Origin of the sequence: Pseudomonas sp. M1 (genome assembly GCF_022760135.1) — a bacterium.
In the GTDB taxonomy this organism is placed as follows: Bacteria; Pseudomonadota; Gammaproteobacteria; order Pseudomonadales; family Pseudomonadaceae; genus Pseudomonas; species Pseudomonas citronellolis.
Genome location: NZ_CP094343.1, coordinates 1,149,809 through 1,168,860 on the forward strand (window position 1 = coordinate 1,149,809; position 19,052 = coordinate 1,168,860).

Annotated in this window: 19 protein-coding genes; 10 read left to right on the forward strand and 9 right to left on the reverse strand. The window is 68.6% G+C overall.

What is annotated here, in order from left to right:
• Positions 1-350 precede the first annotated feature (350 nt).
• The 5 genes from PM1_RS05150 to folM form a co-directional block, all read right to left on the reverse strand.
• Positions 351-689, reverse strand: a complete 339-nt coding sequence (locus tag PM1_RS05150) for a HopJ type III effector protein (protein WP_009616043.1) — start codon at positions 687-689, stop codon at positions 351-353.
• Positions 690-702: 13 nt separating this feature from the next.
• Positions 703-1,026: a DUF1244 domain-containing protein gene (locus tag PM1_RS05155; protein ID WP_009616044.1), complete on the reverse strand. Its 324-nt coding sequence runs from the start codon at positions 1,024-1,026 to the stop codon at positions 703-705.
• 118 nt (positions 1,027-1,144) lie between these two features.
• Positions 1,145-1,516: a dihydroneopterin triphosphate 2'-epimerase gene (gene folX, locus PM1_RS05160; protein WP_009616045.1), complete on the reverse strand. Its 372-nt coding sequence runs from the start codon at positions 1,514-1,516 to the stop codon at positions 1,145-1,147.
• 1 nt (position 1,517) lies between these two features.
• Positions 1,518-2,078, reverse strand: a complete 561-nt coding sequence (gene folE, locus PM1_RS05165; RefSeq protein ID WP_009616046.1) for a GTP cyclohydrolase I FolE — start codon at positions 2,076-2,078, stop codon at positions 1,518-1,520.
• A gap of 29 nt (positions 2,079-2,107) precedes the next feature.
• Positions 2,108-2,818: a dihydromonapterin reductase gene (folM, locus tag PM1_RS05170; protein ID WP_009616047.1), complete on the reverse strand. Its 711-nt coding sequence runs from the start codon at positions 2,816-2,818 to the stop codon at positions 2,108-2,110.
• A 148-nt stretch (positions 2,819-2,966) separates the two neighbouring features.
• Between folM and PM1_RS05175 the strand changes: the two genes are divergently transcribed.
• Positions 2,967-3,419 (forward strand): flavodoxin, encoded by a 453-nt coding sequence (locus PM1_RS05175; protein ID WP_009616048.1) that lies wholly within the window; start codon positions 2,967-2,969, stop codon positions 3,417-3,419.
• A 255-nt stretch (positions 3,420-3,674) separates the two neighbouring features.
• Here PM1_RS05175 and PM1_RS05180 read toward each other — a convergent pair whose 3' ends face one another.
• On the reverse strand, positions 3,675-4,565 hold the full coding sequence (locus PM1_RS05180) for a LysR family transcriptional regulator (RefSeq protein WP_009616049.1): 891 nt from the start codon (positions 4,563-4,565) through the stop codon (positions 3,675-3,677).
• Between the two features lie 98 nt (positions 4,566-4,663).
• Between PM1_RS05180 and PM1_RS05185 the strand changes: the two genes are divergently transcribed.
• The 6 genes from PM1_RS05185 (at position 4,664) to PM1_RS05210 (ending at position 9,515) form a co-directional block, all read left to right on the forward strand.
• The gene (locus PM1_RS05185) at positions 4,664-5,041 is read left to right on the forward strand and encodes a CidA/LrgA family protein (RefSeq protein ID WP_009616050.1); all 378 of its coding nucleotides are present in this window, start codon (positions 4,664-4,666) and stop codon (positions 5,039-5,041) included.
• Entirely contained in the window at positions 5,028-5,714 is a 687-nt protein-coding gene (locus PM1_RS05190; protein WP_009616051.1) for an LrgB family protein, read from the forward strand. Before PM1_RS05185 ends, PM1_RS05190 begins: the two co-directional genes overlap by 14 nt.
• Before the next feature lie 212 nt (positions 5,715-5,926).
• The gene (locus PM1_RS05195) at positions 5,927-6,703 is read left to right on the forward strand and encodes a class II aldolase/adducin family protein (RefSeq protein ID WP_009616052.1); all 777 of its coding nucleotides are present in this window, start codon (positions 5,927-5,929) and stop codon (positions 6,701-6,703) included.
• Positions 6,703-7,599: an alpha/beta fold hydrolase gene (locus PM1_RS05200; RefSeq protein ID WP_009616053.1), complete on the forward strand. Its 897-nt coding sequence runs from the start codon at positions 6,703-6,705 to the stop codon at positions 7,597-7,599. Before PM1_RS05195 ends, PM1_RS05200 begins: the two co-directional genes overlap by 1 nt.
• A gap of 121 nt (positions 7,600-7,720) precedes the next feature.
• Positions 7,721-8,632 (forward strand): SDR family oxidoreductase, encoded by a 912-nt coding sequence (locus tag PM1_RS05205; protein ID WP_009616054.1) that lies wholly within the window; start codon positions 7,721-7,723, stop codon positions 8,630-8,632.
• Positions 8,633-8,747: 115 nt separating this feature from the next.
• The gene (locus PM1_RS05210; RefSeq protein WP_009616055.1) at positions 8,748-9,515 is read left to right on the forward strand and encodes a crotonase/enoyl-CoA hydratase family protein; all 768 of its coding nucleotides are present in this window, start codon (positions 8,748-8,750) and stop codon (positions 9,513-9,515) included.
• Between the two features lie 410 nt (positions 9,516-9,925).
• Here the strand turns inward: PM1_RS05210 and PM1_RS05215 are convergent, their stop codons facing one another.
• From PM1_RS05215 to PM1_RS05225, 3 genes are all read right to left on the reverse strand, one after another.
• A complete protein-coding gene (locus PM1_RS05215; RefSeq protein WP_009616056.1) occupies positions 9,926-10,270 on the reverse strand; it encodes a cupin domain-containing protein in 345 nt (114 codons plus the stop codon).
• A 42-nt stretch (positions 10,271-10,312) separates the two neighbouring features.
• Entirely contained in the window at positions 10,313-11,734 is a 1,422-nt protein-coding gene (locus PM1_RS05220) for an NAD(P)/FAD-dependent oxidoreductase (protein ID WP_009616057.1), read from the reverse strand.
• A gap of 299 nt (positions 11,735-12,033) precedes the next feature.
• Complete coding sequence (locus PM1_RS05225) at positions 12,034-12,840, reverse strand: AraC family transcriptional regulator (protein WP_043300115.1); 807 nt, start codon at positions 12,838-12,840, stop codon at positions 12,034-12,036.
• A 227-nt stretch (positions 12,841-13,067) separates the two neighbouring features.
• Between PM1_RS05225 and PM1_RS05230 the strand changes: the two genes are divergently transcribed.
• The 3 genes from PM1_RS05230 (at position 13,068) to PM1_RS05240 (ending at position 18,894) form a co-directional block, all read left to right on the forward strand.
• The gene (locus PM1_RS05230) at positions 13,068-14,825 is read left to right on the forward strand and encodes a DUF1302 domain-containing protein (protein ID WP_009616059.1); all 1,758 of its coding nucleotides are present in this window, start codon (positions 13,068-13,070) and stop codon (positions 14,823-14,825) included.
• Between the two features lie 23 nt (positions 14,826-14,848).
• The gene (locus PM1_RS05235) at positions 14,849-16,219 is read left to right on the forward strand and encodes a DUF1329 domain-containing protein (RefSeq protein ID WP_009616060.1); all 1,371 of its coding nucleotides are present in this window, start codon (positions 14,849-14,851) and stop codon (positions 16,217-16,219) included.
• Positions 16,220-16,374: 155 nt separating this feature from the next.
• Positions 16,375-18,894 (forward strand): LuxR C-terminal-related transcriptional regulator, encoded by a 2,520-nt coding sequence (locus tag PM1_RS05240; RefSeq protein ID WP_009616061.1) that lies wholly within the window; start codon positions 16,375-16,377, stop codon positions 18,892-18,894.
• The last annotated feature ends 158 nt before the right edge of the window (positions 18,895-19,052 follow it).

The following is a 19,052-nucleotide window of genomic DNA, read 5'->3' on the forward strand; positions in this document are numbered from 1 at the left end:
GAATTCGCGAGGGTAGCCCGGCTCCATCGGGCCCGTATGCGGGGCAAGCCTTTTTGGTTCCTTTTGTGGCGTTTGACAAAAGGGACTCGCCCGAGGGGGCGAAACAAGACGGTCGGGCAGACTCGGTGCGGCGCAGAAACACCCAAGCCAAGGCAACTGGGTTATTCCCCTTCGGGCCAGCGCAAGTATTGTTCGCGGCAATGACGAGCTTAAGGCCGGAGTGGGGCAAGCTTCGCGAGCCAGGCCATAACCCCAAATGAAAAATACCGTTTCCCCCAGGCAGAGAAACGGCATCCTTTCTTAAGTGAACAGCATTACCGCATCAGCGGGGCTTTTCTGTATCCGAGGCCTCAGCCCCGCCGCGACAACGGCTGACGCTCGAATCGCACGCCGGCCAGGCCGGTATTCTGCAACGCCCGGATATTGGCGTGATCAGTACCCTCGGGCGTATCGCGCACCGCGCGGTAATGCTCACCGAAGGCCAGCAGGGTTTCCTCCAGGCTCAGGCCCTCGAGGATGGCGAAGCCGAGGGTCTTGCAGGAGCCCTCGTTCTGCCCGGCCGGGTTTTCCACCGGGCCGTTGCTGAAGGCGCTGGGGCTGTAGCTGTAGTGCTCGGCGATGAACGCCAGGGTGTCGGTGAACAGGTGCTGCTCGCTGCGCAGGCGCGCGCGGAAATCGGTGAGGGTCATCAAGGCGGGCTCGTCAGTGTTTCTTGGCGGTGTCGAAGGCGGCCTGCTGCTCGGGCGAGGCCTCCTTCTGGTATTTCGCCTTCCATTCGGCGTAAGGCATGCCGTAGATCTCCTCGCGGGCCTGTTCCGGGCTCAGCTCCAGGCCCATGTCGTCGGCCGCGGCCTTGTACCACTTGGACAGGCAGTTGCGGCAGAAGCCGGCGAGGTTCATCAGGTCGATGTTCTGCACGTCCTTGCGGTTGCGCAGGTGCTGCACCAGGGTGCGGAACGCCGCGGCTTCCAGTTCCGTGCGTTGTTCCTGGCTGAGGTCGAGGATGCTGTGTTCGGGCTTGCTCATGGGGTCGGGCTCTCGCGTGGCGCGTCGTCGTGGGACGTCGGGGCTCTTCGGGGCTGCGCAGATGATAAGAGCGGGGGCGGGCGCCAGCAATGGCCGTTGGCCAGGCGGCGCGCGCGGCTCAGCGCTGCGCGGCGAGGGCGATCGACACCGATTCGGCGAAGCGCAGGGCGTGGGGCTTGTCCACTTCCACCTCGGCGTAGCGCACCGCCGGGTGGGCCATGACCAGGTCGAGGATTTCCTGGGTCAGGCGCTCCAGCAGGGCGAAGCGGTTCTCCTCGACGTGGGCGATGATCGCCTTGGTGATGGTGCGGTAGTTCAGCGCGTGCTCGATGTCGTTGACCTGCACCGCCTCCTGCGAGGGGTAGAGGATGGTCAGGTTGATCAGCACGTCCTGCTTGTTGAGGATTTCCTCTTCCTTGATGCCGATGTAGGTGCGCACGCGCAGATCCTTCACGCGGATCCGCGCCATGCCCGGCTGCAATTGCGTCATTTCACTTGCTCCGTCCGATCAGTTGCAGGAATTCCTGGCGGGTGTTGCTGGAGTCGCGGAAGGCGCCGAGCATCACCGAGGTGAACATCTGCGAGTTCTGCTTCTCCACCCCGCGCATCATCATGCACATGTGCTGGGCTTCGATCACCACCGCCACGCCGGCGGCGCCGGTGATGCGCTCCACCGCCTCGGCGATCTGCCGCGTCAGGTTCTCCTGGATCTGCAGGCGGCGGGCGAACATGTCGACGATGCGCGCCACCTTCGACAGGCCCAGCACCCGTCCGGTGGGAATGTACGCCACATGGGCCTTGCCGATGAAGGGCAGCAGGTGGTGTTCGCACAGCGAATACAGCTCGATGTCGCGAACGATCACCATCTCGTCGTTATCCGAGGCGAACAGCGCGCCGTTGACCACCTCTTCCAGGCTCAGCTCGTAGCCGTGGCACAGGTAGCGCATGGCCTTGGCGGCGCGCTTGGGCGTGTCGAGCAGGCCCTCGCGCTCGGGGTTCTCGCCCAGGCCCAGGAGTATCTCGCGGTAGTTCGCGGACAGGGAATCGGTCATTGCAGGGTTCCTCGCGCCACGCCGGGCGGTCATTTGAGGTGCCGGCCGCCGTTGACGGTCAAGGTGGTGCCGGTGACGTAGGGGGTGTCCAGCAGGTAGCGGATGGCCTGGTAGACGACGTCCGGCCCGGGCTCGATGCCCAGGGCGGATTTCGCCAGGGTGCGCGCGCGGTAGTCGGCGTCGTCCCCGGCGTTGAACATGACCAGCGCCGGGGCGATGGTGTTGACCTTGATCTTCGGCGCGAAGCGCGCGGCGAAGGACAGCGTCAGGCTGTCCAGCCCGGCCTTGCTGGCGCAGTAGGCGACGTGCTTGGCGCTGCCCTTGCGCACCACGTCGTCGCTGACGTGGATGATGTCGGCCGGCTGCGAGCGCTCCAGCAGCGGCGCGCAGTGCAGGTTGATCAGGTAGGGGGCGAGCATGTGCACGCTGAACAGCGCGCGGAAGGCCTCGGCCTCGTGGCCGGGCGTTTCGGCGAGCCACGCCGAGGCATTGTGGACGATGGCGCGCAGGCTGTCGGTGTGCGCCTTGAGTTCGTCGATGAAGGCGAGGATGCCGGCCTCGTCGGCGAAGTCGCCGTACAGGCAGGTCGCGCCGCGCTCGCGCAGTTGCTGCAGCCCGGGCTTGTCGCTGCGGTAGCTGACGATCACCGGCTGGCCCGCGTCGAGCAGGCGCAGCGCGCAGTGCAGGCCGACGCGCTGGCTGGCGCCGGTGATCAGGATGGGGGCCGGGGATGCGCTCATGCGAGCCTCGTGGCAGGTGGAAAACCGCCGGCGGAGGCATATCCGAGCGGCGCGGTGGGAAAAAACTATACCAGCCCGGCGGCGCCGGCGAACACCCGTGGCCGGCTTGCGGCATAATGGGCGTTTGTCGCATGAACCGGGAGTTTCCATGAAAGTCGCCATTCTGTCCGGGTCGGTCTACGGCACCGCCGAAGAGGTCGCGCGCCATGCCAGGCGCCTGCTGGAGGCCGCGGGCCTGGAGACCTGGTTCGAGCCGCGCGCCACCCTGGACGCGCTGATCGAAGCCGCGCCCGACGCCTTCCTGACGGTCACCTCGACCACCGGCCTGGGCGAGCTGCCGGACAACATCCAGCCGCTGTACTACGCCCTGCGCGACCGCCTGCCGAACTGGCGCGGCCTGCCCGGCGCGGTGATCGGCCTGGGCGACTCCAGCTACGGCGACACCTACTGCGGCGGCGGCGAGCAGGTGCGCGAGCTGTACGCCGAACTGGGCCTGCGCGAGGTGCTGCCGATGCTGCGCCTGGACGCCAGCGAGACGGTCACCCCGGAGACCGACGCCGAGCCCTGGATCGCCGAGTTCATCGCTGCGTTGAAGGGTTGATGCACGACCTGCAGCGGGCCCCACCTGTAGGAGCGCGCCCTGCGCGCGAATCGCAGGCAGGGCCTGCTCCTGCGAGAAGCTGTGCTCGCCTGCAACGTAGGAGCAACTGTCTTGCGCCGAGGTGCTCTTCGTAGGATGGGTTGAGCTTGCGAAACCCATGCGGTTGCGCTGATGGGTATCGCTTCGCTCAACGCCATCCTACGAAAAGCCGTGCTTCCTGGAAGCGTAGGAGCGAACTCCGTCCGCGATGCCCGCTCAGCCCATGGGATGCAGCGGAAACTCCTCCAGCAGCGCCAGCCACGCCTTGGCCGCATGGGACAGGTAGGCGTCGCGGCGCCAGATGAAGCAGATGTCCCAGCGCAGGTCCGGCTCGCTCAGCAGCACCCGCGCCACCCCCGGCCGTTCCACTTCCTGTGCCACCACCCGTGGTAGCAGCACCACGCCTTGCCCGGCGGCCACCAGCGCGCCGAGGAAGTCGGCCTGGCCGCTGCGCCCGCCCTCGCGGGGTTCGAAGCCGGCCTCGCGGCAGGCGCGCAGCAGGCGGTCGTTGAGGGTGAAGCTCTGCTGGTAGAGCAGGAAGGGCGTGTCGGCCAGTTCGGCCAGGGCGATGCTTTCGCGCCCGGCCAGCGGGTGCGCGGCCGGCAGCAGGGCGTCCAGCGGCTCGTTGCAGAACGGCTGCCAGTCGAAGGCCGGGTCGTTCGGCGTGAGCGCGCCGGCCAGTTCCAGTTCGCCGGCGTGCAGCGCCAACTCCAGGCTCTTGCTGCCGCCTTCCACCAGGTGCACCTGGATGTGCGGGTAGCGTTTGCGGTATTCGGCGAAGCGCCAGGCGAACAGGGCGTCGGCGCCCAGCAGCGGCAGGCCCAGGCGCAGTTCGCCGCGGCGCATCTGGCTGAGGTCGTCCAGTTCGATCAGCAGTTCGCGGCGCAGGCGCAGCATGTCCTCGGCGCGGCGCAGCGCCACTTCGCCGGCGGCGGTCAGGCGCACGTGGGGGCCGCTGCGCTCCAGCAGCTGCACGTGCAGGCTCTGCTCCAGCTGGGCCACCTGCTTGCTGATGGCCGACTGGCTGGCGTGCAGGCGCTGCGCGGCCTGGGTGAAGCTGCCCTGGCGCACCACTTCGACGAAGCTGCGCAGTTGCTTGAATTCCATTTTGGAATGGCCTCGATTCGAACAATTCGCTTTGGCGATAGTAGACCCGGGCTTAACCTGAGCGCCATCCACAGCACACCGCCACGCAGGCACCCGAAATGATCCGCCGCATCGCCCGACTGGGCTTCGAACTCGCCGTCCTCATCGCCTTCTGGTGGTTCGGCGGCTGGCTGGCGCAAGCCACCGGCCTGCCGCTGCCCGGCGGGGTGGTGGGGCTCGGCCTGCTGCTGGCGCTGTTCGCCAGCGGGGCGATCCGCCCGGCCCTGCTGCAGGGCGGCGCCGGGCTGCTGCTGGCGGAGATGCTGCTGTTCTTCATCCCCGCGCTGATGAGCCTGCTGGACTATGGCCCGCTGCTGCGCAGCGAGGGCTGGAAGATATTGCTGGTGATCATGTGCAGCACCCTGCTGGTGATGCTGGTCACCGCGCTGTCGGTAGAGGGTATGTACCGCTGGAGGTCGCGCCATGAGTCTCGATAAGCAAGCCCTGTTCTGGCTGGCCCTGACCCTCGGCGGCTACCTGTTCAGCCGCCAGTTGTACAAGCGCGTGCGCTGGTACGGCTTCGCGCCCATCGTGTTCGTGCCGGTGCTGCTGTTCGCCGTGGCCATCCCGCTGCACGCCCATTACGCCGACTACTCGCGCGACACCAACTGGCTGGTGGCGCTGCTCGGCCCGGCCACCGTGGCCTTCGCCGTGCCCATCTGGCAGCAGCGCGCGCTGCTGGCGCGGCACTGGCCGGCGCTGCTGGTGGGCATGTGCGCCGGCTCCGCGGTGGCCATCGGCAGTTCCTGGATGCTGGCCAACGCCCTGGCGCTGGACGGCCAGGTGGCGCTGTCGCTGGTGCCGCGTTCGATCACCACGCCGCTGGCCATGGAGATGTCCCACGACCTGGGCGGCGTGCCGGAGCTGACCGCCGCCTTCGTGATGATCACCGGGGTGTTCGGCGCCCTGGCCGGCGGCCTGCTGATGAAGCTGCTGCCGCTGCGCTCGACCCTCGCCCGCGGCGCGCTGCTGGGCGTCGGCGCCCACGGCGCGGGTACCAGCCGGGCCTACGAGTTCGGCGGCGAGGAGGGCTCCACGGCGGGGCTGCTGATGGTCCTCACCGGGCTGTTCAACCTGATGCTGGCGCCCGCCGTCGCGCTGGTCCTGTAGGAGCGAGCCGCGCCGAGGTGCCTTTCGTAGGATGGGTTGAGCTTGCGAAACCCATGCGGTCGCGGTGATGGGTATCGCTTCGCTCAACCCATCCTACGGGGCGTGGTGTTTGCCGCAGTTGTAGGAGAGGACTGTCAGACCCCCGACAGTCCCGCGGCCTTCGCCTGACTAGACTGGCCCCATCGAACAACAACAACGATGAGGACCGCCCCATGAACGCCGCCGCTCCCGCACCTTCCGTGAAAGACCAGGTCTCCGAGGCCGAATGGCAGACCCGCGTCGACCTCGCCGCCTGCTACCGGCTGATCGCCCTGTACGGCTGGGACGACCTGATCTTCACCCACATCTCGGCCAAGGTCCCGGGCACCGAGGACTTCCTCATCAACCCCTACGGCATGATGTTCCACGAGATCACCGCCTCCAGCCTGGTGAAGGTGGACCTGGCCGGCAAGAAGCTGATGGACAGCCCCTACGACATCAACCCCGCCGGCTACACCATCCACAGCGCCGTGCACGAGGTGCGCCACGACGTCGGTTGCGTGCTGCACATCCACACCCCCGCCGGGATCGCCGTGTCGGCGCAGAAGAACGGCCTGCTGCCGTTGTCGCAGCAGTCGCTGTTCGTGCTCTCCAGCCTGGCCTACCACGGCTACGAGGGCGTGGCCCTGAACCACGACGAGAAGGCCCGCCTGCAGGCCGACCTGGGCGACAAGCACTTCATGATCCTGCCCAACCACGGCCTGCTCACCGCCTTCGGCACCGTCGCCGACGCCTTCCTCGGCATGTTCACCCTGCAGCGCGCCTGCGAGGCGCAGGTGATGGCGCAGAGCGGCGGTGGCGAGCTGATCCACATCCCGCAGCAGATCCTCGACGGCGCCCGGGCCATGGTCGCCGGGGTGATGAAGACCTCCCAGGGCATGGGCGGGGCGCTGGCCTGGCCGGCGCTGCTGCGCAAGCTCGACCTGCAGAACCCCGGCTACCGCGACTGATGGCCGGCATCGCCATCCCCCTGCGCGACTGGCGCGCGCAGGGGCGCACCTTCGACTTCAACGGCCATGCCATCCGTTACTGGGAGGCCGGCGAGGGCGAGCCGCTGCTGCTGATCCACGGCTTCCCCAGCGCCTCCTGGGACTGGAACAAGCTGTGGCGGCCGCTGGCCGAGCGCTACCGGGTGATCGCCTGCGACATGCTCGGCTTCGGTGACTCGGCCAAGCCGCGCAACCACGCCTACCGCATCCTCGAACAGGCCGACCTGCAGCAGGCGCTGCTGGAGCATCTGGCGGTGCGCGAGCCCGTGCACCTGCTGGTCCACGACTACGGCAACAGCGTCGGCCAGGAACTGCTGGCGCGGCACCTGGAAGGGCGCATCCAGTTGGCTTCGCTGGTGTTCCTCAATGGCGGGCTGTTCCCCGAGACGCACCGCCCGGTGCTCTCGCAGAAGCTGCTGCTTAGCCCGCTGGGCGGTTTCTTCGGACGCTTCTTCGACCGTGGCAAGCTGGCCGCCAACTTCGCCAAGGTGTTCGGCCCGCGCACCCGGCCGAGCGAGGAGGAGCTGGATGCCTTCTGGAGCCTGATCGCCTGCAACGACGGGCCGAAGGTGATGCACCGGCTGATCCACTACATCCTCGACCGCCGCGAACACCGCGAGCGCTGGGTGGGCGCCATGCAGCGCACCTCCGTGCCGCTGCGGCTGATCGACGGGCCCGTGGACCCGATCTCCGGCGCGCACATGGTCGAGCGCTACCGCCAACTGATCCCGCGGCCGGACACGGTGATGCTCGACGGCATCGGCCACTACCCGCAGACCGAGGCGCCGGAGCAGGTGCTGGCGCACTACCTGGCGTTCCGCGCGCGCCTGGCGGGGCAGGTGCAGCCGGCGGCCTGAACGGGCCGCCGGCATCATCCCCGGACCTTATCGGGGCATATTCAGGTCCGGCGTCTTGGTTGTGACCGTCAAACGTCTGTTTGACACTCCGTAGCCATCAACCTGCCTGGGAGTACCAACCATGAGTGATGCCGTTCGTTTCGACGACAAGGTAGTGATCGTTACCGGCGCCGGCGGCGGTCTGGGCCGTGCCCACGCCCTGCTGTTCGCCAAGCATGGCGCCAAGGTGGTGGTCAACGACCTGGGCGGCAGCACCCATGGCGAGGGCGCCAACGCCTCGGCCGCCGACCGCGTGGTGGCGGAGATCCGCGCCGCCGGCGGCACCGCCATCGCCAACCATGATTCGGTGACCGACGGCGAGAACATCGTGCGCGAGGCCGTGGAAGCCTTCGGCCGCGTCGACGTGGTGGTGAACAACGCCGGCATCCTGCGCGACAAGACCTTCCACAAGATGGAAGACGCCGACTGGGACCTGGTCTACAAGGTCCACGTCGAGGGCGCCTACAAGGTGACCCGCGCCGCCTGGCCGCTGATGCGCGAGCAGGGCTACGGGCGGGTGATCTTCACCGCTTCCACCTCGGGCATCTACGGCAACTTCGGGCAGAGCAACTACGGGATGGCCAAGCTCGGCCTCTACGGCCTGACCCGCACCCTGGCCCTGGAAGGGCGCAAGAGCAACATCCTGGTCAACGCCATCGCCCCCACCGGCGGCACCCGCATGACCGAGGGGCTGATCCCGCCGCAGGTGTTCGAGCAGCTCAAGCCCGAGCTGGTCAGCCCGCTGGTGGTCTACCTGGGCAGCGAGGCCTGCCAGGACACCTCCGGCCTGTATGAAGTGGGCGGCGGCTGGATGGGCAAGGTGCGCTGGGAGCGCAGCCTGGGCTTCGGCTTCGACCCGCGCGAGGGCTTCGATGCCGAGGACGTGGCGGCGCACTGGCAGCAGATCAGCAGCTTCGAGAACGCCGTGCACCCGGCGGACAACGTCGAGGCCCTGCGCGAGATGATGGCCAACCTGCAGAAATACGTCGGCTGAAGCGGCCAGCCTGACGGGCGGAACGGCCAGGGTGCTGCTCCGCGCTCCGTGACGCAGTAAGGTAGAAGGCCGGCGCAAGCCGGCCTTCGTCCTTTCCGTCAGCCTGGAGTCCAGCATGAGCGTGATCGTCGAGCACAACGGCCCGGTAACCACCCTGATCATCGACCGCCCCGCGGCGCGCAACGCGGTCGACCGGCCCACTGCCGACGCCCTGGCCGAGGCCCTGCGCGCCTTCGAGGCCGACGAGCAGGCGAAGGTGGCGGTGCTCACCGGCGCCGGCGGCACCTTCTGCGCCGGCGCGGACCTCGCCGCGGTGGCCGAGGGCAGCGAGCGGCGCAACCGCCTGGAAATGGAAGGCGACGCCCCCATGGGCCCCAGCCGCATGCACCTGAACAAGCCGTTGATCGCCGCCATCGAGGGCTACGCCGTGGCCGGCGGCCTGGAGCTGGCGCTGCTGGCCGACCTGCGGGTGATGGCCGAGGACGCGGTGTGCGGGGTGTTCTGCCGGCGCTTCGGCGTGCCGCTGATCGACGGCGGCACCGTGCGCCTGCCGCGCATCATCGGCCAGGGCCGGGCGCTGGACCTGATCCTCACCGGCCGCCCGGTCGCCGCCCAGGAAGCCCTGGGCATGGGCCTGGCCAACCGCGTGGTGGCCAAGGGCGAGGCCCGCGCCGCCGCCGAGGACCTGGCCCGGCAGATCGCCGACTTCCCCCAGGCCTGCATGCTGGCGGACCGCGACAGCGTCTATGCGCAGTGGAACCAGTCGTTCGACGTGGCCATGGCGAATGAATTCCAGGGTGGGCTGATGGTGATTCTCAGCGGCGAGACCCAGGTCGGGGCGCAGCGCTTCGCGCGGGGGGAGGGGCGGCATGGGAAGTTTTGAGGGACGGGGTTGCTTTTCGTAGGAGCGAGCTTGCTCGCGAATGGCGCCTTCCGGTGACTACGGTGTTTCGGGTTGACTCCGCACCCTCTCCCCAGCCCTCTCCCTGAAGGGAGAGGGGGCTTGTCCGTGCCGAGAGGAGGAATGGTTTCAGCCGGTAATCATTGTGCTAGCCGGCTAACGCCGAGATATCAGCATCTGCCCAACGGTCCCCTCTCCCTTCAGGGAGAGGGTTAGGGAGAGGGAAAGGCGCTTCCCTCATGCAGCGGCGTCCCAGGGAAACTCCATTCGCGAGCAAGCTCGCTCCCCACATGGCAGGACGAACCCCGTCGTAGGATGGTGTTGAGCGAAGCGATACCCATCGCCATGGCCTGATGGGTATCGCAAGCTCAACCCATCCTACGAAGAGCGCCTCAGCGCTTGATGATCACGTAAGTCTTGCGCACCGTCTCCTGGATGTCCCACACCCCCAGGCTGTTCTGCGGCAGCAGGAAGGCGTCGCCGGCCTGGAAGGCGATGGGCTCGCCGTCGTCCGGGGTGAAGGTGCCGCGGCCGCTGATGAAGTGGCAGAACTCCTGCTCGACGATCTGCCGGCGCCAGCGGCCCGGGGTGCATTCCCAGATGCCGGTGTCGACCTGGTCGGGGCGTTCCACTTCGGCCACGCGGGTGTGCGAGACCGGTTCACCCAGCGGCACGCCGACCGGGCTGGCTTCGCCCAGGGGCGCGTTGGGGGTGTCCTTGAGGTGGGTGATCTTCATCGGGGCTCCAGTGGGTTGTCGGTGCAAAAGGGGGAGGCGGCTTCAGCCGACCTTCCAGGTCATCAGGCCTTCCATGCCGGCGGCGAGTCTTTCCGCCAGCTGCCGGCGCCAGGCCGGGGTGTTGGGGTTGGCCAGCACCTCGTCCTCGTGGACGAAGCTGCGGATGATCGCGTTGTAGCCCAGCCAGCGGCACGGCTCGGGTTCCCAGGCGCGCAGGGCGTCGGTCATGGCGCGGTCGTGGATCACCCAGTTCTGCCGGGTCTCCAGGCTGTCGTTGCCGAGGATCAGGTCGGCCAGGGTGCGCCCGCCCAGGTTGGTGGCGCCCACGCCCTCGCCGCCGTAGCCGCCGGACAGGGCGATGCCGTTGCGGCGGTCGACCAGCATGTGCGGGTGGAAGCGCCGCGACATGCCCAGGTTGCCGCCCCAGGTGTGGGTGATCTTCACGTCCTTGAGCTGCGGGAACAGCTCGCCGAACAGGTAGCGACGCAGGCCGACCTCGTCGTCGTCGAGGCTGAAATCGCTGCGCAGCTTGCCGCCGAAGCGGTAGCCGCCGCGGGCGCCGAAGGCCAGGCGGTTGTCCCGGGTGCGCTGGCCGTAGGTGACCTGGCGGCTGAACTCGCTGAAGGCCTGGCCGTGCTCCAGGCCGATCTCCGCCCATACCGACTCGGGCAGCGGCTCGGTGGCCACCAGCAGGCTCTGCACCGGCAGCTGGTAATTGCCCAGGGGCGGCAGGGCGGCGGCGTAGCCTTCCACCGCCGGCACTATCCAGTGGGCCTTCACGCTGCCCTTGTCGGTGCGCAGCAGGCCGGGCTGCCAATGGCTGACGCGGCTCTTCTCGAACAGCTGCACGCCCAGGCGTTCCACCGCGCGGGCCAGGCCGCGGGCCAGCTTGGCCGGGTCGATGGTGGCGCAGTGCGGGGTGTAGAGCGCGCCCAGGGCGCTGGGGATGCGCAGCTGGCCGTCCAGCTCGGCCTTCGACAGCCAGCGGTAGTCGTCCTCGCCCAGGCCCTCGTGGCGCAGGTCGGCCAGGTACTGGCGCAGGCGGCGTTCCTGTTCCGGGTAGCGCGCCGCGCAATAGAGCACGCCGCCCTTGCGGTAGTCGCAGTCGATGCCTTCGCGTTCCAGCACCCTGGCCACCTCGTCGGGGATGCCGTGCAGCAGGTCCCAGGTCTCGCGGCGGCGCGGCTCGGGCATGCGGCCCACCAGGCGGTCCTCGCCCAGCAGCGCGCCCATCAGCCAGCCGCCGTTGCGCCCGGAGGCGCCGAAGCCGGCGGTCTCGGCCTCGAGGATGGCGACCTTCAATTGCGGCGCGCGGGTCTTCAGGTAATAGGCCGTCCACAGCCCGGTGTAGCCGGCGCCGACGATGGCCACGTCGACCTCCAGGGCGCCTTCCAGGGCCGGGCGGGCGATGAAGTCGTCGTCCAGTTGGTTCATCCACAGGCTGATATGGCGCCATGCCGACATAGGGGCGACTCCGGGCAGAAGGGTGATGGGGAATGTGCGCAAGCCTAGAAGCGCCGGGGCTTCCTGTCGTGCGCGCGGGTACGCGGGGAAAAGCCGGCTGACGGCACCGGCTGACGGCAATTGTAGGAGCGGATCTCATCCGCGAAACGCGCCGGGACGCCCGGCTATCGCGGACAAGGTCCGCTCCTACGGGGGAAGGACGAATGCCGTCGTAGGATGGTGTTGAGCGAAGCGAAACCCATCACCAGGGTCCGATGGGTTTCGTAAGCTCAACCCATCCTACGAAGCGCACCTCGGCGTTACGGGTTTTCCATCCGCTTGAGGTATTCCCGCGGCGACAGCCCGGTCTGCTGGCGGAAGCAGCGGTAGAAGGCCGACAGCGAGTTGAAGCCAGCGGAGAAGGCCAGCTCGTCGATGCGCGCCGAGGTGGCCGGGCGCAACTGTTCCAGCAGGTGCTGCAGGCGCTTCTGGTTGACGTACTGGTAGAAGCTCAGGCCCATCACCTGGTTGAGCAGGTAGGAAATCTGGTTGCGCGTGTAGCCGGTGGCGCCGGCCACCTGCGACAGGTCCAGGTCCGGCGCGAGGTACGGCTGGGCCTTGTGGAAGTACTCCTCCAGGTCCGCGGCCAACTGGCTGAGCTGGCGCGGCGACAGGCCCAGGCGGCTGGCCGGCGGGCGGCTGTCGCCGGAGGCGCGTGCGGCGCCCGGGGCGTCCTCGCGGACCAGGGTGGCGTATTCGTTGATGCGCCAGATCAGCCCGTCGCGCACGCTGATGGCTTCGCTGGAGTGGAACACCGCCAGGCGCCCGCTGAGGGTGATGGCGGTGCGGTACTGGATGAAGGCCGTGTCGCCGTCGACGCGGATGCGGTCGATGTGGTCGAGGAACTCGTCCGGGCGGCTGGGCATGGTCTGGGTGACGTACTCGCGCAGGTCCGCCAGGCCCATGCGGCGGTTCTGGAAGTAGTCGTTGTATTCCACCTCGGGGTGGTAGAGCGCCAGCGCCGCGTCCAGGTCGCGGCGCTTCCAGCTGTCGTGGTAGCGCTGCACCACGTCGCGGGTGCTCGGGGTGAGGTGGCTGTCGGCCGGGGTCGGGTGGGTCGCTCGCATGGCGCACAGGATGCCGCAGAGCGGCGCGCTCGGGTAGGGGGGAGGCCCCGCTATCATCCAGGCACTGCATGATGGGCCATGCCCGGCGTCAATGGTGGCCGCCCGGGGCCGTCGCAGAGGGGGATTCACTCTTTCGGCTGACAGTGCAAATACCTCCTTGGTGCGCTTGGTCGCGACCGGGCCGGCTGAGTAGCGTGTAGCCGCCTAGACACCGTCAGGAGTGCCGAATGACAACAAAAACAAGGCGCGTATCGTTCCAACCGAAACTGCTGGCCGCTGCTGTAGCCCTGGGTTGCGCCACCCAGGCCGGGGCCGTCTCGTTCAACATCGGGGAAATCGAGGGGCAGCTGGATTCGACGCTGTCCGTGGGGGCCAGCTGGGGGCTGCGCGACGCCGACTCGGAATACGTCGGCGCCCGCAATGGCGGCCGCGCCTCGTCGCAGACCTCCGACGACGGCCGCCTGAACTTCAAGAAGGGCGAGACCTTCTCGAAGATCTTCAAGGGCATCCACGACCTGGAGCTGAAGTACGGCGATACCGGCGTCTTCGTCCGCGGCAAGTACTGGTACGACTTCGAGCTGAAGGACGAGCACCGCGAGCTCTACGACATCAGCGACCAGGGCCGCAGCATGGGGGCGCGCTCCTCCGGCGCCGAACTGCTGGACGCCTTCATCTACCACAAGTACAGCATCGGCGACCTGCCCGGCACCGTGCGCCTGGGCAAGCAGGTGGTGAGCTGGGGCGAGAGCACCTTCATCCAGAACTCCATCAACAGCATCAACCCGGTCGACGTCGCCGCCTTCCGCCGCCCCGGCGCGGAGATCAAGGAAGGCCTGATCCCGGTGAGCATGTTCTACATGTCCCAGGGCCTGACCGACAGCCTCACCGCCGAGGGCTTCTACCAGTTGAAGTGGGAGAAGACGGTGGTGGACAACTGCGGCACCTTCTTCTCCACCACCGACGTGGCGGCCAACGGCTGCAACCGCCTGGTCTACGCCGGCAGCGACTTCGACACCGACCCGGCCAGCGGCTACCGCTACCTGGCGCGTTCCGGCGACAACACCGCCCGCGACGGCGGCCAGTGGGGCCTGGCGCTGCGCTGGTACGCGGCGGAGCTGAACGACACCGAGTTCGGCGCCTACGTGATGAACTACCACAGCCGTAACCCGGTCTTCAGCACCATCGCCGGACAAGGCCTGGCCACCGCCAACGCCGCCACCGGCGAGGCCAGCGCACAGTACCTGATCGAGTACCCGGAGGACATCCGCCTCTACGGCCTGAGCTTCCAGACCAACATCGGCGGCACCTCGGTGGCCGGCGAGGTCAGCTACCGGCCGAACATGCCGCTGCAGCTCAACAGCACCGACCTGACCGTGGCCGCGCTCTACCCGACCACCCTGTTCGGCAACCCCATCTATGCCAGCGGCGCCGCCACCCCCACCGCCGGCGAGGTGATCCACGGCTACGTACGCAAGCCGGTGACCCAGGCCCAGGTGACGGTGACGCAGTTCTTCGACCAGGTGCTGGCCGCCGAACGCCTGACCGTGGTCGGCGAGGTGGGCTACAACCACATCAGCGGCATCGACGACAGCGAGCTGCGCTTCGGCCGCGACTCCATCTGGGGCATCGGCGAGCTGCCCAACAACTCCCTGTGCCAGGGCCTGCTGAACACCGCCAACCCCGGCGAGTGCAACAACAAGGGCTTCTACACCAGCAGCAGCTGGGGCTACCGCGTGCGCGGCATCCTCGACTACCCCAACGTCATCGCCGGCATCAACTTCAAGCCGAACCTGGCCTGGTCCCACGACGTGCACGGCTACGGCCCGAACTTCAGCGAAGGCGCCAAGGCGGTCAGCGTCGGCCTGGATGCGGACTACCAGAACACCTATACCGCCAGCATCAGCTATACCGATTTCTTCGGTGGCGATTACAACCCGATCAACGATCGCGACTTCATCGCTGTCAGCTTCGGTGTGAACTTCTGATCGGTCAGTCAAGGACAGGAAAGATGAACAAGATACGAATCCTGCAATGCGGCGCCCTGGCCCTGAGCCTGCTCTCCGGCGCCGTGATGGCGGCGGTGTCCGCGGACGAGGCGGCCAAGCTCGGCACCAGCCTCACGCCCATGGGCGCGCAGAAGGAAGGCAACGCCGACGGCAGCATCCCGGCCTGGACCGGCGGCATCGACAAGAGCGCCGGCAGCGAGGACGCCCGCGGCTTCCTCAGCGACCCCTTCGCCGGCGAGAAGCCGCTGTTCACCATCACCGCGCAGAACGTCGACCAGTACCGGGACAAGCTCACCGACGGCCAGGTGGCGCTGTTCAAGCGCTACCCGGACACCTACCGCATCCCGGTGTACAAGACCCACCGCACCTTCTCGCAGCCGGCGGAGATCTACCAGGCGGTCAAGACCAGCGCGGTGAACGTGCAGCCGATCAACGACGGCAACGGCCTGGCCAACTTCGACAAGAGCCGCTACTACGCCTTCCCGCTGCCGAAGAACGGCGTCGAGGTGCTGTGGAACCACATCACCCGCTACCGCGGCGGCAACCTGGCGCGCACCGTGGTCCAGGTCACCCCGCAGACCAACGGCAGCTACACGCCGATCCGCTTCGAGGAGACCGTGGCCTTCCCGCAGAACATGGGCGACGTGGACCTCGCCAAGGTCAGTAACATCCTGCTGTACTTCAAGCAGTCGGTAACGGCGCCGGCGCGCCTGGCCGGTAACGTGCTGCTGGTGCACGAGACCCTCGACCAGGTCAGGGAGCCGCGCCTGGCGTGGATCTACAACGCCGGCCAACGCCGCGTGCGGCGCGCCCCGCAGGTGGCCTACGACGGCCCCGGCACCGCCGCCGACGGCCTGCGTACCTCGGACAACTTCGACATGTTCTCCGGCGCCCCGGACCGTTACGACTGGAAACTGGTGGGCAAGAAGGAGCTGTACATCCCCTACAACAGCTACAAGCTGGGCCTGCCGACCTACAAGTACGACGACATCGTCAAGGCCGGCCACCTCAACCAGGACCTGACGCGCTACGAGCTGCACCGCGTGTGGGAAGTGGTGGGCACCGTGAAGCCGGGCGAGCGGCACATCTACGCCAAGCGCCACATGTACATCGACGAGGACAGCTGGCAGATCGCCGAAGTCGACCACTACGACGGCCGCGGCCAGCTGTGGCGCGTTTCCGAAGGTCACCAGATGTTCAACTACGTACACCAGGCCGGCGGCTACGTGCCGGAGGTGATCTACGACGTGATCGCCGGCCGCTACCTGGCCCTGGGCCTGTTCAACGAAGAGAAGAGCGGCTACCGCTTCGGCATCAAGGCCAGCATGGCCGACTACACCCCGGCGGCGCTGCGCAACGAAGGCGTGCGCTGAGCCGGGCCATGGCCGGCGGCGGGGGTTGCCGCCGGCCATGTACCTTCCTGTAATGCCAAAGGGTGATATGTCGCTACATACATCCGGCTGATAGCCCTTCCCTGGGGCCCGACTGCTGACTAGTCTCGAACGTCAGAATCGGTCGGACCCCGCCCATGATCGACGCTGTCGCCACCCTCGCTTCGCTGCCCCGCCTGCCACCGCAGCATCTGCCGCGCGCACGCCTGCGCCAGGCCCTGCTGCACGAGGAACACCGCCTGCGCCTGCTGCTCGCGCCCCTGGGGCACGGCAAGACCGTGCTGCTGGGCGAGTGCGCGCGCGCCGCCCCGGCGGGCACCCGCATCGCCTGGCTGGCGCTGGGCGGCGAGGCCCTCGACGCCGCGGCCCTGTGCCGGCGCCTGGGCGAGGCCCTGGGCCTGGGGCCGGTCGGCGAGGTCGAAGTGCTCGGCCGACTGCGCGACTGCCGCGAGCCGCTGTGGATCATGCTCGACGACTACCCCCGCGAACCCGATACCGCGCTGGACGCCTGCCTCGACCGTCTGCTGGCCCAGGCCTCGCCCTGGGTGTCCTGGTGGCTGGCCAGCCGGCGGCGCCCGGCGTGCAACCTGGCGCGCCTGCTGCTGGAGGGCGAACTGCTGGAACTGGGCGCGGCGGAACTGGGCTTCGACGCCGCCGAGCTGGAAGCCTTCCTGCTGCGCAACGGCCGCGACTGGCCGGAGGAACTGCGCCTGGCGCTGCTGGAGCAGACCGACGGCTGGTGCGCCGGCATCCGCCTGCGCCTGCTCGGCTGGCCGGCCGATGCGGGCACGCCTTCGCCTGGGCAACTGGCCGAGGCCGGCCGGCCGCTGCTGCGCGAATACCTGCAGCGGGAAATCCTCGACGCCCTGCCGGCGCCGCTGGCGGAGGTGCTCTGCGACCTGGCGCGGCTCACCCGCTGCTGCACCTCCCTGGCCGAATACCTCTTCGAGGAGCAGCCCGGCGTTCTCGAGGCCCTGCTCGAACGCGGCGTCGGCCTGCAGCGGGAGGAGGGCGCCGGCGCCTGGTACCGCCTGCCGCCGCTGCTGGCCGACGAACTCGCCGACATGGGCCACGGCTCGCCCTGCAGCCTGCACCGCCGGGCCTGCCAGTGGTACAGCCAGCAGGGCGACATCCACGCCGCCTTCGAACACTCATTGCGCGCCGAGCAACCCGACGTCGCCGCCAGCCTGCTGCAGCGCCTGACCGAAGAACAACTGCTGCAAGGGCACAACGTGGCGCGGGTGCTGCGCTTGCGCGAGGAACTGCCGCAAGAGCTGCTGGCGAGCACGCCGCGGCTGTTGATCCTCAATGCCTGGGCACTGCTCTTCGGCGGGCGCCTGGACGAAGTCGAGGCGCAGCTGGCGGCCTTCTCGCGCTTCCTGCCGCTGCCCGGCGAGGCGCGCCAGCGGGCACTGGTGGCACAGTGGCTGGGCCTGGCCGGCATGCTCGCCCACGCCCGTGGCCGCCGCGAGGCCGCGCCGCTGCTGCAGGCCGCCCTGGACGACCTGCCGGACGAAGCCTGGGCGCAGCGCCTGATCAGCCTGTCCGCGCTCAGCCAGTTGGCGCTGATCGACGGCCGCCTGGACGAGGCCCGCCTGCTCAACCGCGATGCCCTGAAGCTGGCCCGCGCCCGCGGCAGCGCCATCTTCGAGGCCTACCTGGAGATCGACCACGCCTACCTGCTGGCCCAGCGCGGCGAGCTGCCGCGCGCCGAAGCCCTGCTGCGGCGCATGCTCGACACCCTGGCCGAACGGCACCAGAGCGGCTGCCCGGTGGCCTGCCGCGCGCAGTTGCGCCTGGGCTGGGCGTGCTACCACCAGGGCCGCCCGGCCGAGGCGCGCCAGCTGATGCAGGACGGCCTGCGCGGCGCGCAGCGCAACCTCGACCCCTGCGCCCTGTACGGCTACATCGGCCTGGCGATGCTCGACGCGCGCCAGGGCCAGTTCGACGTGGCCTTCAACCGCCTGCTCGAAGCCGAGCGGCAGATGCAGCTGCAGCACATACCCGAAGCGGTCTACCGCGGCCCGCTGCTGCTGGCCGGCGGCACCCTTGGCCTGCGCCAGGGGCGGACCGCCCAGGCCCGGGAAATCTTCACCCGGGTGCTGAGCCGCTACCGCGAGGAAGGCCGCAGCGCGCCGGCCTCGGCGGTCGACCTGCTGCTGCGGGTGGAATGCCAACTGGCCATGGCGGATATCCAGGACGGCCAGGCGCAACGGGCGCTGGAGCGCTTGTCGAACCTGCTGGCGGAAATGCAGCGGCAGGGGCGCATGGCCCTGGTCTGCGAGGTCCTGCTGGGGCTGGCGCTGGCCCATGCCGCCGCCGGCGCCGACGAACAGGCCCGCGACTGCTGGCAGGAAGGCCTGGAACTGGCCCGCCGCCACGGCCTGGAAGCGATACTGGAAGATGCCCGCCAGCGCCTGCCGAAACGCTTGGCCGAACAGGCCGGCGAACGCCCGGCGCCGCTGCTCAGCCTGCGCGAGCTGTCGGTGCTGGAACTGATCGCCCGCGGCTGCTCCAACCTGGAGATCGGCGAGCGCCTGTTCATCTCCCTGCACACCGTGAAAACCCATGCCCGGCGCATCAACGGCAAGCTCGGCGTCGAACGCCGCACCCAGGCCGTGGCCCGGGCCAAGGAGCTGGGGCTGCTCAAAGCCTGATGCCCCACGAGCAAACTCCATACCTCACAGCAAATTGTAGCGGGCCCTGCCCGCGATTCGCGCGCAGGGCGCGCTCCTACAGGTGGGCATCGACTCGCTTTTCGTAGGATGGCGTTGAGCGAAGCGATACCCATCACGCTTACACGCCTAAGCCCCCG